At 72.8% G+C, this 14,835-nt stretch carries 16 protein-coding genes and 1 pseudogene; 15 read left to right on the top strand and 2 right to left on the bottom strand.

The annotated features are described in order from the left end of the window. Window positions 1-22: 22 nt before the first annotated feature. The gene (locus tag ACFQE5_RS13675; protein WP_379585283.1) at window positions 23-3,097 is read right to left on the bottom strand and encodes an ATP-binding protein; all 3,075 of its coding nucleotides are present in this window, start codon (window positions 3,095-3,097) and stop codon (window positions 23-25) included. A gap of 168 nt (window positions 3,098-3,265) precedes the next feature. Between ACFQE5_RS13675 and ACFQE5_RS13680 the strand changes: the two genes are divergently transcribed. From ACFQE5_RS13680 to ACFQE5_RS13720, 10 genes and pseudogenes are all read left to right on the top strand, one after another. Further along, window positions 3,266-3,868, top strand: coding sequence for an AAA family ATPase (locus ACFQE5_RS13680; RefSeq protein ID WP_379585284.1), 603 nt, complete (start codon window positions 3,266-3,268; stop codon window positions 3,866-3,868). A gap of 10 nt (window positions 3,869-3,878) precedes the next feature. Beyond that, window positions 3,879-5,450, top strand: a complete 1,572-nt coding sequence (gene ffh / locus ACFQE5_RS13685) for a signal recognition particle protein (protein ID WP_379585285.1) — start codon at window positions 3,879-3,881, stop codon at window positions 5,448-5,450. Next, window positions 5,450-6,547, top strand: a complete 1,098-nt coding sequence (locus tag ACFQE5_RS13690) for an amidohydrolase family protein (RefSeq protein WP_379585286.1) — start codon at window positions 5,450-5,452, stop codon at window positions 6,545-6,547. Before ffh ends, ACFQE5_RS13690 begins: the two co-directional genes overlap by 1 nt. A 298-nt stretch (window positions 6,548-6,845) precedes the next feature. Continuing rightward, a complete protein-coding gene (locus tag ACFQE5_RS13695; protein ID WP_379585287.1) occupies window positions 6,846-7,517 on the top strand; it encodes a CPBP family intramembrane glutamic endopeptidase in 672 nt (223 codons plus the stop codon). 187 nt (window positions 7,518-7,704) lie between these two features. Next, complete coding sequence (gene rpsP / locus ACFQE5_RS13700; RefSeq protein WP_379585288.1) at window positions 7,705-8,169, top strand: 30S ribosomal protein S16; 465 nt, start codon at window positions 7,705-7,707, stop codon at window positions 8,167-8,169. A gap of 136 nt (window positions 8,170-8,305) precedes the next feature. Next, complete coding sequence (locus ACFQE5_RS13705) at window positions 8,306-8,545, top strand: RNA-binding protein (protein ID WP_028928387.1); 240 nt, start codon at window positions 8,306-8,308, stop codon at window positions 8,543-8,545. Continuing rightward, on the top strand, window positions 8,523-9,146 hold the full coding sequence (gene rimM / locus ACFQE5_RS13710; RefSeq protein WP_379585289.1) for a ribosome maturation factor RimM: 624 nt from the start codon (window positions 8,523-8,525) through the stop codon (window positions 9,144-9,146). The genes ACFQE5_RS13705 and rimM overlap by 23 nt, the downstream gene beginning before the upstream one ends. A gap of 129 nt (window positions 9,147-9,275) precedes the next feature. After that, a complete protein-coding gene (locus tag ACFQE5_RS13715) occupies window positions 9,276-9,491 on the top strand; it encodes a helix-turn-helix domain-containing protein (protein ID WP_379585290.1) in 216 nt (71 codons plus the stop codon). Between the two features lie 9 nt (window positions 9,492-9,500). After that, window positions 9,501-9,689, top strand: a pseudogene (locus ACFQE5_RS23200) (Clp protease N-terminal domain-containing protein); the annotation flags it as partial. A gap of 6 nt (window positions 9,690-9,695) precedes the next feature. Continuing rightward, on the top strand, window positions 9,696-10,076 hold the full coding sequence (locus ACFQE5_RS13720) for a Clp protease N-terminal domain-containing protein (RefSeq protein ID WP_449301273.1): 381 nt from the start codon (window positions 9,696-9,698) through the stop codon (window positions 10,074-10,076). A 23-nt stretch (window positions 10,077-10,099) separates the two neighbouring features. Here ACFQE5_RS13720 and ACFQE5_RS13725 read toward each other — a convergent pair whose 3' ends face one another. Next, window positions 10,100-10,798 carry an MgtC/SapB family protein gene (locus ACFQE5_RS13725; RefSeq protein WP_449301274.1) on the bottom strand — a complete coding sequence of 233 codons (699 nt, stop codon included), beginning with the start codon at window positions 10,796-10,798 and terminating at the stop codon, window positions 10,100-10,102. A 62-nt stretch (window positions 10,799-10,860) separates the two neighbouring features. Between ACFQE5_RS13725 and trmD the strand changes: the two genes are divergently transcribed. The 5 genes from trmD (at window position 10,861) to ACFQE5_RS13750 (ending at window position 14,805) form a co-directional block, all read left to right on the top strand. Continuing rightward, complete coding sequence (trmD, locus tag ACFQE5_RS13730; protein ID WP_379585293.1) at window positions 10,861-11,613, top strand: tRNA (guanosine(37)-N1)-methyltransferase TrmD; 753 nt, start codon at window positions 10,861-10,863, stop codon at window positions 11,611-11,613. A gap of 181 nt (window positions 11,614-11,794) precedes the next feature. Then, on the top strand, window positions 11,795-12,154 hold the full coding sequence (gene rplS, locus ACFQE5_RS13735; protein ID WP_379585294.1) for a 50S ribosomal protein L19: 360 nt from the start codon (window positions 11,795-11,797) through the stop codon (window positions 12,152-12,154). 43 nt (window positions 12,155-12,197) lie between these two features. Next, window positions 12,198-13,667: a signal peptidase I gene (gene lepB / locus ACFQE5_RS13740; RefSeq protein WP_379585295.1), complete on the top strand. Its 1,470-nt coding sequence runs from the start codon at window positions 12,198-12,200 to the stop codon at window positions 13,665-13,667. A gap of 35 nt (window positions 13,668-13,702) precedes the next feature. Further along, entirely contained in the window at window positions 13,703-14,485 is a 783-nt protein-coding gene (locus ACFQE5_RS13745) for a ribonuclease HII (protein ID WP_379585296.1), read from the top strand. Next, window positions 14,482-14,805, top strand: coding sequence for a DUF2469 domain-containing protein (locus ACFQE5_RS13750; RefSeq protein ID WP_379585297.1), 324 nt, complete (start codon window positions 14,482-14,484; stop codon window positions 14,803-14,805). Before ACFQE5_RS13745 ends, ACFQE5_RS13750 begins: the two co-directional genes overlap by 4 nt. Window positions 14,806-14,835: the final 30 nt, after the last annotated feature.

Below are 14,835 nucleotides of genomic sequence, written 5' to 3' on the forward strand. Positions count from 1 at the left end.
GGCGTTCTCGGGGCGTTCCCGATCAGCCGCTGGACATCGCGACCCGCACGAGGGTGGCCCGGGAGCGAGCGCCCAGCCATGGCGCGCCCTGGGCGGTGGCCGCGTCCACCGCGCGGCGGGCCGTCGCCACGGCCGCGGTCCGCTCGCCGCGCAGCGCCAGTAGCTCGGCGTCGACGCGGAGCAGCTCGGGGAGCAGGTAGCACTGACCGGTGCGGGTGGTCCAGTGCAGGGCGTCGGCGATGGCCGACCGGCCGCCCGCCGGGTCGCCGGCCCGCAGGAAGCCTTGCGCGAGCAGGCTCAGCCCCAGCGTCAGGTGGAGTCGTTGCTCCCGGCGAAGCAGATCGGTGACCTCGCGGATCGTCCGGATGCCGCCGAGATCCCCGTCCAGGACGTCCCGCCAGCCCCCGAGCATCCGGGCGATGGTCTCGAAGTAGCCGATGTGCATCGTCGAGGTGATCGCCGCCAGCGCGGCGACCGACGCGGGCAGGTCGTGCGCCTCGGGGGCGAGGGTGGCGAGGATCGCGGCGAAGGCACGGACATAGCCCGTGGTCATCGGGTGGCCGAGCTCGGCGGCGCAGCGCAGCGCCGCCCGCATCGTCCGGTCGGCGGCACCGAGGTCGCCGCGGAAGAACCGGGTGAGGGCCAGGCGGGACAGGCACACGCCCTTCGGGTCCTGGGCGTAGCGGGCGATGTGCAGCGGAGCCTCCTCGGGGCGGTACTCGTCGATCGCCGCCGTCAGGTGGCGCTCGGCGGCGGCGAACTCACCCCGCCAGAAGCCCGTGACCCCCAGCACGTACTCGCCCTCGACGAGGGCCGTGTGGTCGACCGATCCCGCTGCCACCAGCTCACCGCCCATCTCGGCGGCCCGATCGAACCGGCAGGTGGCCACCGCATGCAGGGCAAGGCCACGCAGCACCGCCGGGCTGGGGCGGCGCCCGAGCCTGCGGTGCAAGGTGAGCGCGCGTTCGTAGCTGTGCTGGACCGCGGCGGCCCCGTAGCCGCGGCGGGCGACGAGGGGGACCCCGAGCGCCGACCGCAGCCGTAGCTCCATCGCGTCGCGCACCTCGCTGATCGGCCAGTCGGCGAGCAGGCGCAGCGCGCGTTCCAGGACGGTGATGGCGTCGTCGAGCGCGAAGACCCGGTAGGCGTGCGTGGCCGCCCGCTCGTAGGCCTCGACCGCCCGCGACACCAGGCCGGCGCTCTCGTAGTGGGCCCCGAGGCGCGCGCTGACCGGCGCCAGGTCCTCGGCGTGGTGTCGCTCGAGCGCCACCGCGACGGACCGGTGCAGCAGGCGCCTTCGGGCCGGACTGATCAGCTCCAGCGCCACCTCGCGCAGCGTGTCGTGGCTGAAGTCGAGGGCCGGGCCGCGTTCGCACAGGATGTGGCGCTGCCAGAGTTCCCCGAGGGTGTCGGCCAGCTCGTCCTCGGTCCGGCCCATGGCGGCGGCGAGCACCTCGATGGTGAACGCGCGCCCGATCGTCGCCGCCACCTCGACCAGCCTGCGGGCGTCGGGCCGCAGCCGCTGGAGCCGGGCAGTGATCATGGCGTGGACCGTGGGGGTGAGGACAGGGCGCGCGGTGGACTCCCCGAAACCCGCGCGCACGGCCTCGACCACGAACAGCGGGTTGCCCCCGGTCTCCTTCCACAGCCGGGCCGCGGCGGCCGCGTCGAGGGCCTTCCCGCTCACCGCCGCGGCCATCTCGGCCGTGGCTCCGGGACCCAGCGGCCCGAGCGCGATCTCGGTCAGGGCTCCGGCCTGGCCGAGGCTTCGGCGCAACCAGGCAAGGGGGTGGGCTTCGCAGACCTCCTCGTCGCGCGCCGTCCCGGCCACGAGAACCGGGGCGGCGGGCGAGCGCTGCAGCACGAAGCCGCAGAGTTCCAGCGAGTCCGAGTCGCACCACTGCAGGTCGTCGAGGATGAGCAACAGCGGTCGGCCGCGGGCCAGAAGGCCCCGACGGACGGCGTCGAGAAGGTGGTGACGCCGACCGGCATCGGCCTGCGGATGGCCGGCCCGCAGCTCGGGCAGGAGCCGGGCGAGCTCGGCGCGCCACCCATCGGCGAGGGTGTCGAGGCCGGGCCGGACCGGATCCGACCGCAGCCAGTCGATCACCGGGCCCCACGGCGGCCCGCCGGCGGCCTGGTAGGCCCGGCTGCTCACGACGGCATGTCCCTCCGCCGCCGCGCGCCGAGCCAGCTCCTCGACGAGCCGGGTCTTGCCGATGCCGGGTTCACCGGTGACCAGCAGGAGATGGGCGGCGCCGCCGACCGCGGCCTGCCACGCCGCGGAGACGGTGTGCCACTCGGCCGCCCGGCCGATCAGGGTCCGGCCGCCTTCGACGGAGGGGGCCGGAGCGGGGCGCCGGAGCTCGTCGTACACCGCGGTCGTGGCCGGCTCCGGCGCCACCCCCAGCTCCCGGTCCAGTGTTCGGACACATCGCTGGTAGGTGCGCAGCGCCTCGCTGCGTCGGCCGCGCCGAGCCAGTGCCGTCATCAGAAGCCGGTAGGCGGGTTCGTGCAGCGGGTCGATGCGCAGCAGCTGGTGGGCGTGGTCGACGGCGTCGGCGTCCCGGCCCTCGGCGGCCGCCGAGCCGGCCAGCTCGGCGAGCGCGTCGACGCTGAGCCGGCGGAGCCGCTCCCGTTCGGCGAGGACCCAGTCGTCGGGGCAGTCGGGCAGCAGGTCGCCGCCGTAGTGGCGGACCGCCGCCGCCGGGTCACCGCGGGCGAGGGCGTCGGTGAAGGCCACGACGTCGATCCAGGTGGAAGGGCCGGCCTTCCACCGGATCGTCTGGGCTCCGGCCTCGACGAACCCGTCGGGTCCGGGCAGCGATCGGCGCAGGTCGTGGAGCAGCTTGCGCAGGTTGGTGCGGGCCTGTGCGCCGGTCGAGTCCGGCCATAGCCGCAGGGCCAGCCGGTCCCGGCGCACGGCCAGGTCGGGTGCCAGGGCCACCAGGGCCAGCAGCCGCTGCATCCTGGGGGACGTCAGCTCGGGGACCGGCCGTCCGTCGAGGGCGACCGCCACCTCACCGAGGAGGCGGATCACCAGCCGCGGCTCGACCCCCGCCGGTCGCGTTCGCGCTCCCGGCTCCTGCTTCGACATCGACAGTGGGTTGCTCGCCGGACGGTCCTGCATGGTTCCCCCGCTGCGGTGGTGGTCCAGTGCACACCTGGTCGCGCCGAGGGGCAATGGTCGTTCGGCGACAGCGCCGGTCCCGACCAGGCCAGGGCGGGCCCGGAACGATCCACCCGTTCGATGCGTTGTCCGCCCATGACCCGCGCTCGCGCATCGTCCGGCCCGGTCCGGCTCGTGCTGCCCGAGCGGTCGCTCGTGCTGTTCGCCGGGATTCCCGGTGCGGGCAAGAGCACCTTGCTCGCCGGGCTGCCGACCGGCCCGGACCTGGCCCTGCTCGACTCCCAGACCCACCGTGACGCGCTCGCCGCGGCGTTGCCCGCGGGAACGCCGTATCGCTGCTACCGGCCTCTGGTGCACCTGCTGCACCGGCTCGCGATCGTGTGGGCGGTCGTTGTCGGGCCGCCGGTCGTCCTCGTCCACCTGCCGGCCACCTCGGCCGCCGGTCGGCGGGCGATCGCGCTGCTCGCGGCGCTGGCCGGCCGCTCGGCGCATCTGGTTTGGCTGGACGTCGACTCCGCCGAGGCACTGCACGGCCAGGCCGAGCGGGGCCGGGTGGTGCCTTCGGGATCGTTCGCGGCGCACGTCGCGCGTGCGGCGGGGCTCGCCGAGACGTTCCGCAGCCACGGCCCCCCGCGCGGCTGGTCGGATGTCACCGTGCTCGACCGGGCGGGTGCCGGTCTCGGCCTGGTCCTGGCCGTCAAGCCGGACCACCGGACGTCACCGCACGCAGGCAAGTAGGCTCGCAGGGGTGTTCGACACCCTCTCCGAGCGCCTCAACGGGGCGCTGCGTGACCTGCGCGGCAAGGGTCGGCTGTCCGACGCCGACATCGACGCCACCGCGCGGGAGATCCGCATCGCGCTGCTCGAGGCCGACGTCGCGCTGTCGGTGGTGCGCTCCTTCATCGCCAGGGTCAAGGAGCGGGCCAAGGGTGCCGAGGTCTCCCAGGCGCTGAACCCGGCCCAGCAGGTCGTCAAGATCGTCAACGAGGAGCTCATCGCGATCCTCGGCGGCGAGACTCGGCGGCTCGCGCTGGCCAAGGAACCGCCGAGCGTGATCATGCTGGCCGGACTGCAGGGTTCCGGTAAGACGACGCTGGCGGGGAAGCTGGCCTACTGGCTGCACAGCCAGGGTCACACGCCGCTGCTCGTCGCGGCCGACCTGCAGCGGCCCAACGCGGTCAACCAGCTGCAGATCGTCGGGGAGCGGGCCGGGGTGCCGACGTTCGCGCCGCATCCGGGTGCGTCGGCGACCGGTGCGGCCGATCCGAGCCTTGGTCCCGGTGATCCGGTCGAGGTCTCCCGCCAGGGTGTGCAGTACGCGCGCGACAAGATGTACGACGTCGTCATCGTCGACACCGCGGGCCGCCTGGGCGTCGACGAGGAGCTGATGCGCCAGGCCGCCGACATCCGCGATGCGGTGCGGCCCGACGAGACGCTGTTCGTCGTCGACGCCATGATCGGTCAGGACGCGGTGGCGACGGCCGAGGCGTTCCGGGACGGCGTCGGATTCACCGGCGTGGTGCTCACCAAGCTCGACGGTGACGCCCGGGGTGGTGCCGCGCTCTCCGTCCGCGAGGTGACCGGCAAGCCGATCCTGTTCGCCTCGAACGGCGAGAAGCTGGCCGATTTCGACATCTTCCATCCCGACCGGATGGCCAGCCGGATCCTGGGCATGGGTGACCTGCTCACCCTCATCGAGCAGGCCGAGCAGGTGTTCGACGCCGAGCAGTCGGCGAAGACCGCGGCCAAGATCGGGACCGGGGAACTGACGCTGGAGGACTTCCTCGAGCAGATGCTGGCCATCCGCAAGATGGGCCCGATCGGCAACATCCTCGGGATGCTCCCGGGTGCGAACACCGGGCAGATGAAGGACGCCCTGGCGCAGGTCGACGACAAGCAGCTCGATCGGCTGCAGGCCATCATCCGCGGCATGACCCCGGCCGAGCGGGCCGATCCGAAGATCATCAACGGGTCGCGGCGGCTGCGCATCGCCAACGGCTCCGGCGTGGCCGTCAGCGACGTCAACGACCTGGTCAACCGCTTCTTCGAGGCCCGCAAGATGATGAAGCAGATGGCCGGGCAGTTCGGTTTCGGTAGCCGCAGCGCAACCAAGCGCGCCGCCAAGTCGCGCCGGGGCAAGAAGGGCAAGGGCAAGGGTCGGGGCCCCGCGGCCGCCCGCGCCGGGCTCCCGGCCGGGATGCCCGACCTCTCGCAGCTGCCTGCGGGCCTTCAGGAGCTGCCGCCCGGGCTCGCCGGACTCGACCAGCTGCCGCCCGGGTTCGACCCGTCGAAGCTGAACTTCGGCAAGAAGCCGCGCTGATGCTGCCCGACGTGCCCGTCACCGGCTATCGGCTCCGGGGCGTGCTGCTGCCGTCCGGGGACCGCACGGAGCTGTTCGTGGACGGCGCGGGGCGGATCAGCGCCGAGCCGCCGGCCGCGGCCGAGGTCCTGTTCGATGGCGGGTGGATCGTCCCGGGTCTCGTGGACGCGCACTGCCACATCGGGCTGGGACCGTCCGGACCGGTCGGGCTCGGCGAAGCAGCGGAACAGGCCCGTGCCGACCGGGATGCGGGGACGTTGCTCATCCGCGACTGCGGTTCGCCGGTCGACACCTCGCCGCTGCAGGAGCGCGCCGACCTCCCGCAGATCATCCGGGCGGGCCGGCACATCGCCCGGCCCAAGCGGTACATCGGCGGCCTCGCCGTTGACCTCGACGATCCGGCGTTGCTGCCCGAGGCCGTCGCCGAGCAGGCCACACAGGGCGACGGATGGGTCAAGCTCGTCGGCGACTGGATCGACCGCGGGGTGGGCGACCTGGCTCCGCTGTGGCCCGACGACATCCTGGCCGAGGCCATCGCTGCGGCACACCAGGCCGGGGCCCGGGTGACCGCGCATGTCTTCGGCACCGACGCCCTGCCCGGTCTGATCGGCGCGGGGATCGACTGTATCGAGCACGGCACCGGCCTGACCGACGACCTGATCGACGAGATGGCCCGTCGTGGCACGGCGCTGGTCCCCACGTTGATCAACATCGAGACGTTTCCCAGCATCGCCGATCGCGCCGGAAAGTACCCGGCCTACGCCGCCCACATGCGCGAGCTGCACCGGCGCGCGGGTGAGGTGGTGCGCCGCGCCGTCGAGGCCGGGGTCCCGGTGTTCGCGGGCACCGACGCCGGCGGCGGGATCCGACACGGCCGTATCGTCGAGGAGATCCTCGCCCTGCACGCCGCCGGGCATCCGGACGCGCTCGGCGCCGCCAGCTGGGCGGCCCGCAGCTGGCTGGGCAGGCCGGGGCTCGACCCGGGCGCGCCGGCCGATCTCATCGCCTACCGCGCCGATCCACGGGCCGATCCGAGTGCCCTGCGCGACCCGGCGCTCGTGCTGCTGCGCGGGCGGGTGGTGCACGCAACGGGCTGAGCGCGCCGCCGGACGGGCCGCCGGGCCGATTCGCCGGTAGCGTCGAGATGTGCGATCGCGGGACGGGGACGAGGGTCCGCCGCCGGGTGTCCGCGGGTTGCCCGGTGCGCTCCCCCCGGAACCCGGCCCGACGCTCTCGGCCGATCGGATCGGTCAGCCGGACGGTCCTGGTCATCCGCCACCCGGATGTCCGCCGCCCGGCTGGGCTCCTGCGGCGGTCGGCTCGTCACCGCCCGCGGGCTGGATGCCTCCGCCGCCTCCGGCCGCGCCGCCGGGCCGGCCGCAGCACCGGTGGGGGTTGGGCGCCTACGCGCTCGTCGAGGTGGTGTTCCTGGCCTCCTCGCTGTTGCTCGGGCTGCTGGTGCTGCGCGACGGTCCGCTGGGGGTCACCGCGCTGGCGATCGGTCTCGCGGTGCCGACCGTGCTGGCCGCGGGCCTGGCCATCCTGATCACCGTGAGGCGGGGGAACGGGCCGCGGATCGATCTGGGGCTGCGGTTCTCGTGGCGCGACGTCGGCATCGGACTGGCGTTCGGCTTCGGCGGGCTGGTGCTCACCATCCCGGCGTCGGTGATCTACGCGTCGCTCCTCGGCCCGGACCGGGCGACGTCCTCGGTGGGGGAGGTGTTCGCCGGGCTCTCCTCGGGTGTCGCGGGCGCCCTGGTCGTGTTCGTGATCGTCGTGTTCCTGGCCCCGGTCTGCGAGGAGATCGTCTACCGCGGGCTGCTCTGGGGCGCGTTGGAGAGACACGGGGCAGGCCGCTGGGTCGCGTTCGGGCTCACCACGCTGCTGTTCGCGCTGGCGCATTTCGAGTTCAGCCGCACCCCGCTGCTGGCCGTCATCGCGATCCCGATCGGGCTGGCGCGGGTGGTGACGGGCGGGCTGACCGCGAGCATCGTCGCGCACCAGATCAACAACTTGCTGCCGGGTATCGCGCTGCTGCTGATGCTGCTCGGGGTCGTTCCGAGCTGATGCCGCCCGGCTCGGTTCGTCCGGCCGACTCTCGTCTGGCAGAATGGCCGATCGGCCCCCGGCTGGCCCTCTACCGTGCCGCGGCCGTAGACCTCGAGTAGGCGCAGCACGTAACCCCACGCGGGCCGCGTTGACTCAGCAGAGCACGATCCATCGAGACATTCATGGGCGAGGAGCAGTAAGCAGCGTGGCCGTCAAGATCAAGCTGATGAGGCTGGGCAAGATCCGGCAGCCGTACTACCGCGTCGTCGTCGCCGACGCTCAGACCCGGCGCAGCGGCCGGGCGATCGAGACGATCGGCAAGTACCACCCGAAGAACGAGCCGAGCCTGATCGACATCGACTCGGACCGGGTCCAGTACTGGCTGGGCGTGGGCGCGCAGCCGACCGAGCCGGTGCAGCGCCTGCTCGAGATCACCGGCGACTGGCAGAAGTTCAAGGGCCTGCCCGGCAGCGAGGGCACCCTCAAGCCGCAGCCCGAGAAGGTCGACAAGCTCGCTCGGTTCCAGGCGGCGCTCGCCGCGGCGAACGAGGAGCCGACCACCGAGGCCACGACGCCGAAGAAGAAGGCCGACCGTCGGCCGAAGGCGGACTCGGCGAGCGAGGCCGCCGAGGGTGAGTCGAGTGCGGCCACGGAGGCCACCGAGTCGTGAGCGAGCGTGCGAGCTCACCGTTTCACACGGCTGAGCCTGCCCGGTCGCCGTCGAACGCGACCGGGCCCGTGAGCTCACCGTTGTCCGCAGCGGTGAACCCGCGGGTGCGGCCGCCGGGTATCAGTGAGGAGGACTCGTGAGTGTCCTCGCGGACGCGCTCGAGCATCTCGTGCGGGGAATCGTCGACCATCCGGATGAGGTGCGCGTCGACCTCGTGACGAACCGCCGCGGGCGCACTCTCGAGGTTCGGGTGCACCCCGACGACCTCGGCAAGGTGATCGGCCGAGGCGGGCGCACCGCGACCGCCCTGCGCACCGTCATCGGCAGCATCGGTGGTCGCGGCGTGCGGGTCGATGTCGTCGACACCGACCGGTAGGAGCCCGGACCCTGCCGACACCGCGTTGCTGGTCGGCATCGTTGTGCGGCCGCACGGTCTGCGCGGTGAGCTCGTCGTCGAGGTGCGGACCGACTCTCCCGAGGAGCGGTTCGCCCCCGGCGCGGTGCTCATCGCGCGCAGCGCAGGCGGAGCGCGCGTCGATACCGCGCGCAGCGCAGGCGGCGCACGAATGGGTACTGCGCGCAGCGCGGGTGCCCACGATTTCGCATTGACCGTCGAGTCCTCCCGGCCGCATTCGGGCCGGCTGCTCGTCCGGTTCGCCGAGGCGCCCGATCGCACCGCCGCCGAGGAGCTGCGGGGTGTCCGGTTGCTGATCGACTCCGCCGATCTGCCCCCGCCCGGCGACCCCGACGAGTTCCACGTCCACCAGCTCGAGGGCCTGCGTGCCGAGCTGGTCGACGGCACGGCCGTCGGTACGGTCCGTGAGGTGGTGTTCGGGCCCGGGGGTGAGTTGCTGGTGCTGGCCCGGCCGGACGCTCCGGACGCGTCGGTGCCGTTCGTGGCCGCGATCGTCCCGATCGTCGACCTCGAGCGGGGGCGTGTCGTGCTCGACCCGCCCGAGGGGCTGCTCGACCTCTGATCGGCCCCTCTCCGATGATCGGCGTTCCGGCTGTCGGAGCCGTGTGGTTCGCGACCGTCTCCGCCACAACGCCGATCATCGTGTCAACTGAAGTTGACAAAGCCACTGCGTCAACGTAGGTTGACGGTCATGGCGGATGCAACGAGGGTCGCGGCGGCGGCGTCCAGCAGGGATCCGGCCGTCGGGTTGGCGGCGGTGGCTTCTCTGCGGGGACTGCTGGATTCGCTGGAGGAGCTGCAGGTCCGCAATGCGCGTGACCAGGGCTGGTCCTGGCAGCAGATCGCCGAGGTCTTGGCGGTCAGCAGGCAGGCGGTGCACAAGAAGTACCGGCGGTTCGGGTTCTGAGGGGCGGAGATGTTCGAACGGTTCACCGACAAGGCGCGGCAGGTGGTGGTCCTCGCGCAGGAGAAGGCACGCGAGCGGCGCGACGACGTGATCGGCACCGAGCATCTCCTGCTCGGGCTGCTCGCGGTCCACAACGCCCCCGCGGCCGAACTGCTCGCCGCTCATGCCGTCGATCAGGACAGTGTGCTCGCCGATCTCGATCGGATGCGCAGCGCCAGCGGACCCGGATCCGACGCGGAGGCACTCGCCGTGCTGGGTATCGACCTCGACGAGGTGCGCCGGCAGGCGGAGGAGACGTTCGGGCCGGGTGCGCTCGACCGCACTCGGGCGGCCCGGCAGCGCGGCGTCAGGCGGTGGCGCGGGGGGCACATCCCGTTCCATCGGACGGCGAAGAAGGCGCTGGAACTGTCGCTGCGGGAGGCGCTTCGACTGCGGCACACCTCCATCGGCACCGAGCATCTGCTGCTCGCCCTGCTGCACACCGAGACCGGTACGGCGCACCAGATCCTCGCGGCGCGCGGGGTCACCCTCGACCAGATGCGCATCGCGGTCGCCGATCAGGGTCGCGCCGCGGCGAGCGGTTGAGGCCGTACGCTCCGGTGTGGCCGTCACTCGACGGCGTCCTCATGACCGGCCGCCGCGCTGCGGACCCCGGGCAGCTCGGCGAGCTCACCGGCGAGCCCGGACAGCTCGCCGCGGCCTTCCAGCAGGAGGGTGACGGCGGCGACGCGCTGACCCTCGTTGGTCGTGCTCGCCCGGTCGACCTCGACGTGCTGGACCGACCAGCCGCGTTCGGTGCAGACCGACAGCACCGTGCGCAGCACCCCGCGGCCGTCGACGTAGCTCAGGTGCAGGACGGGGGGTTCTCGGCGCAGCCTGCGGATCGTACGGGCCAGCGGCGGAAACCCGCGCGCGACGACGAAATGGACGACGGTCGCACCGATCCCCAGGAGGGGAAGGCCCGCGCCGCAGGCCATACCCACCGCGGCCGCGACCCATACGGTGGCCGCGGTGGTCAGCCCGCGGACCACATCCTGCCGGACGAAGATCAGGCCGCCGCCGATGAACCCGATCCCGGAGACGACCTGGGCGGCGATCCGCGACGGGTCGAGCGTGACCTGTCCGACCCCCAGCAGGTCCGCGAACCCGTACTTGGACACCAGCATGAACACCGCCGCGCCCACCCCGACGAGGGTGTGCGTCCGCAGCCCCGCGCTCTTCGCCCCGGCCTCGCGCTCGAGGCCGATCGCCCCCGTCAGCACGACGGCCAGCAGCAGCGGCGGGAGCAGTGTCCACTGCGCTCCCATCGACCACACGGTGTGCACGGGGGCCTCCTTCGAGTCCGCGGCGGTCTGCGAGGATCCGGGCGGTGCGCATCGACGTGATTTCCATCTTTCCCGGCTACCTTGCGCCATTGCGGGAATCGCTGCTGGGTAGAGCGGTCGACGCCGGGCTGCTCGAGATCGCACTGCACGATCTGCGACGCTGGACCCACGACGTGCACCAGACCGTCGATGACGCCCCGTACGGCGGCGGACCGGGCATGGTCATGCAGCCGCAGGTCTGGGGTGAGGCCCTCGACGCGGTGATCGCGTCCGACCCCCGTCCGCCACGGCTGGTCGTCCCGACCCCGGCGGGACGACCGTTCACCCAGGCCACGGCGCGCGCCTACGCGGCCGAGCAGCGGCTGGTGTTCGCCTGCGGCCGGTATGAGGGCATCGACCAGCGAGTTGTGGAGCATTATCGCCGCGAGTTCCCGGTTGACGAGGTGAGCATCGGCGACTACGTGCTGGTCGGCGGTGAGGTCGCGGTGCTGGTGATCGTCGAGGCGGTGGCGCGGTTGCTGCCCGGGGTGCTCGGCAATCCGCGATCGGCCGCCGAGGACTCCTTCTCCGACGGCCTGCTGGAGGGCCCGGCCTACACCCGTCCGGAGGTCTGGCGCGGGCAGGCCGTGCCCGAGGTGCTGCGCAGCGGCAACCACGGCGCCATCGCCCGCTGGCGTCGCGAGCGGGCGCTCGAACGCACCGCCACGCGGCGGCCGGATCTCCTGGCCGCCTTGCCCGAGGCTGCCCTCGACGCTGCCGACCACGCGTTCCTGGCCACGCTCGGCGAGGAGCCCTGAGTTCGCGGGCCGGGCTCGGGTGCTGGCTCGTCCAGGGCCGGTTGTGCTGTGTGAACAGGGGTCTGGCACTATGGATGAGTTGCCAGCGCCCGACGCCCTGCGTCGGGGACCGCAGGGCGTCATCCGTCGAGTGGAGCGGCGCCCCAGCATGACCGCAATCAGACGAGGACGGACCTGCGCGATGAACACCCTGGACGCACTGGACGCACAGCTGCTGCGCTCCGACATCCCCGCATTCCGGCCGGGTGACACGCTCAAGGTGCACGTGAAGGTCGTCGAGGGCAACCGGTCCCGGATCCAGATCTTCCAGGGCGTTGTCATCCGCCGGCACGGCGCGGGCGCGCGCGAGACCTTCACCGTCCGCAAGGTCTCGTTCGGTGTCGGGGTCGAGCGCACGTTCCCCGTGCACTCGCCGAACATCGACAAGATCGAGGTGTTCAGCCGGGGCGATGTCCGCCGGGCGAAGCTCTACTACCTCCGTGATCTCCGCGGCAAGGCCGCGAAGATCAAGGAGAAGCGAGAGACCTCGACCGCGTCATGATCATCACCCGCAGGTGACGGTTCGGTGACGTAGCCTCGTGGGCGTGGCGCTTCCTGAGCTCCCCGATGACCGGCGGGCCCCGCCCCGGCGATACAGCCCGGCGGACCCGGTCGGCCCCCCGGGCTCCGTACCTCAGGACAGAAGGGCCACCCAGCCGATCGCCGGGTGGCCCGAGCCGCCCGCGGCGGGCCCGCGCAACGGCAGGCCCGCACACGTGCCCGGCCAGCCGGGGTCATCGACCGGGGGTGCTCCGCCCCGCCCGACCAACGGTCACCGGGCGCCCGACGGTCATCCGGGACCGGCTCGCAACGGCCATCCGGTTCCGCCGCCACCGCGCGACGACGCCCCGCGGTACCGCGGGAACGAGATCCCATCGCCCCGCGACGCGGGCCAGCCGACCCAGCCGGTCTCCCGCCAGCCCGCCGTACCGCCGGAGCTCACCGAGGAACCGGACGCCGACGATCCCGCAGCGCCGCCGAGGGCGTCCGCGGAGCGGACCAGCAGCCCCGGCCGCCACCGCAGGCGGGCCGGCGAGTCGCCCTCGGGGCGTCCGGTGTCGTCCTACGGGCAGGAGCCCGCATCGGCTTCGGCCCGGCGCCGCCCACCGCGTGGTGGGCGGCGCCGGCGAGCGTCGTTCTGGAAGGAACTTCCGCTGCTCGTCGCGGTGGCGCTGTTGTTGACCTTCCTCATCCAGACGTTCGTCGCGAAGGTGTACGTCATTCCGTCGGGTTCGATGGAGACCACGTTGCACGGCTGCGCCGGGTGCAACAACGACCGCGTCATCGTCGACAAGGTCGTCTACCGGTTCTCCGACCCGCAGCCGGGTGATGTCGTCGTCTTCCGCGGCCCGGACAGCTGGCGCAGCGAGGCGCCGGTCGCGCAGCCGGCCAGCCCGCTGACCCGCGGTCTGCAGCAGCTCGGTTCGCTGATCGGCCTCGCGCCACCGGACGAGAAGGACTTCGTCAAGCGGGTCATCGCCGTCGGCGGGCAGACCGTGTCGTGCTGCGACTCGCGTAACCGCGTCCTGGTCGACGGGCAGCCGCTCACCGAGCCCTATCTCTACTACCTGCCAGAGGCGGGTCCGGCCCGGCAGATTCCGTTCGGGCCGATCCAGGTGCCGGCGGGGGAGCTGTGGATGATGGGCGACAGCCGCAACAACTCCGCGGACTCCCGGGTGCCCGGGCACGGTCCCGTCCCGATCGAGAACGTCATCGGCAAGGCGCGGATGGTCGTGCTGCCGTTCGACCGGTTCGGCGGGATCTCCTCCACCGACCCCCAGGCCCAGCCGGCCGGCATGTCCGACACGGGAATCGGTGGGTCGTCGGCGCCGCTCGCGCTCGGCCTGCTCGGTACACTCCCGCTGGCCATCGGACGCCGGTGGCGCAGGTCCTGGGAGGACGGGGATGCTCCGGTGAGCGAGTTTCGGCCGACGCTGCGTGAACCCGCGCCGCGGTGGCTCCGGCGTGGCCCTGACGGCGAGGGGCCCGATGCCCGGCTCGGCGGTCGACGCTGACGGGACGACCCGTGCTCGCGCATGCTGGCGGCTCTGTGCGCCGCGCCCCGAGATCCGCGCAGCCCGACCAGGTACGACCCGGGCGCGCCGTCGTTCGCCGGTCTGCGGGCATCTGGACGCTGCAGAGCACGCTGCACCGGCACGGCCTCGGCCCGGTCGCGGGAGTCGACGAGGCCGGCCGGGGGGCCTGCGCGGGCCCGCTGGTGGTGGCCGCCTGCGTGCTACGGCCCGGCGACGGCAGGCGGCTGGCCGGGCTGGCCGACTCCAAGCTGCTCACCCCCGCCCGCCGCGACGAGTTCTACGCGATGATCATCCGCTACGCCGAAGACCACGCGGTCGTGGTCATCCCACCCGCCGAGGTCGACCGGCGTGGCGTGCACGCGGCCAATATCCAGGGCATGCGCCGGGCGGTGGCCGCGCTGGCTCGCCCACCCGGGTACGTGCTGACCGACGGTTTCCCGGTCCGCGGCTTCGGGCGTCCCGCGCTCGCGGTGCCGAAGGGCGACCAGGTCGCGGCGTGCGTCGCGGCGGCCTCGGTGCTGGCCAAGGTGGTCCGGGACCGGATCATGGTCGAGCTCGACGCACGGCTGCCGGAGTACGGGTTCGCCCTGCACAAGGGCTACTGCACGGCCGTCCACGACGCGGCGCTGGCCGAGTACGGACCGAGCCCCGAGCACCGGTTCTCGTTCGTCAACGTCGCGGGGGCCGCGGCCACCCGCGGCCCCGTCGAGGACGCGGCGGCGCTGGTCCACAATGAGGGCCTCATGCCGGAGGTGGCGTCGACGGAATCCGCCGTCGCGGGAGGAGTGGAGCTGTGAGCGCCGAGGATCTCGAGAAGTACGAGACCGAGATGGAGCTCACGCTCTATAAGGAGTACCGCGACATCGTTGCCCAGTTCTCCTACGTGGTGGAGACCGAGCGCCGTTTCTACCTGGCCAACTCGGTCGATGTGGCGCCGCGCAACGCCGAGGGCGAGATCTACTTCGAGGTTCGGATGTCCGACGCGTGGGTGTGGGACATGTACCGTCCGGCGCGGTTCGTCAAGAACGTGCGGGTTCTGACGTTCAAGGACGTCAACATCGAGGAGCTGGACAAGCCCGACCTGCGGCTGCCCGGCGGGGACACGTTCGGCTCCTGACACCGCGCCGGGGCCGGTGGCACTGCGGGT

The sequence above is a fragment of the Pseudonocardia hispaniensis genome, from assembly GCF_042658695.1.
Lineage (GTDB): Bacteria > Actinomycetota > Actinomycetes > Mycobacteriales > Pseudonocardiaceae > Pseudonocardia > Pseudonocardia hispaniensis.

What these genes read in the sequence shown, in the direction of transcription:
- ACFQE5_RS13675 (WP_379585283.1), bottom strand. Translation starts at nt 3,097, where the DNA reads ATGTCGAAGCAGGAGCCGGGAGCGCGAACGCGACCGGCGGGGGTCGAG.
- ACFQE5_RS13690 (WP_379585286.1), top strand. Translation starts at nt 5,450, where the DNA reads ATGCTGCCCGACGTGCCCGTCACCGGCTATCGGCTCCGGGGCGTGCTG.
- rplS (WP_379585294.1), top strand. Translation starts at nt 11,795, where the DNA reads ATGAACACCCTGGACGCACTGGACGCACAGCTGCTGCGCTCCGACATC.
- ACFQE5_RS13720 (WP_449301273.1), top strand. Translation starts at nt 9,696, where the DNA reads ATGCGCAGCGCCAGCGGACCCGGATCCGACGCGGAGGCACTCGCCGTG.
- ACFQE5_RS13715 (WP_379585290.1), top strand. Translation starts at nt 9,276, where the DNA reads ATGGCGGATGCAACGAGGGTCGCGGCGGCGGCGTCCAGCAGGGATCCG.
- rimM (WP_379585289.1), top strand. Translation starts at nt 8,523, where the DNA reads ATGTCGTCGACACCGACCGGTAGGAGCCCGGACCCTGCCGACACCGCG.
- ACFQE5_RS13725 (WP_449301274.1), bottom strand. Translation starts at nt 10,798, where the DNA reads ATGGGAGCGCAGTGGACACTGCTCCCGCCGCTGCTGCTGGCCGTCGTG.
- ACFQE5_RS13680 (WP_379585284.1), top strand. Translation starts at nt 3,266, where the DNA reads ATGACCCGCGCTCGCGCATCGTCCGGCCCGGTCCGGCTCGTGCTGCCC.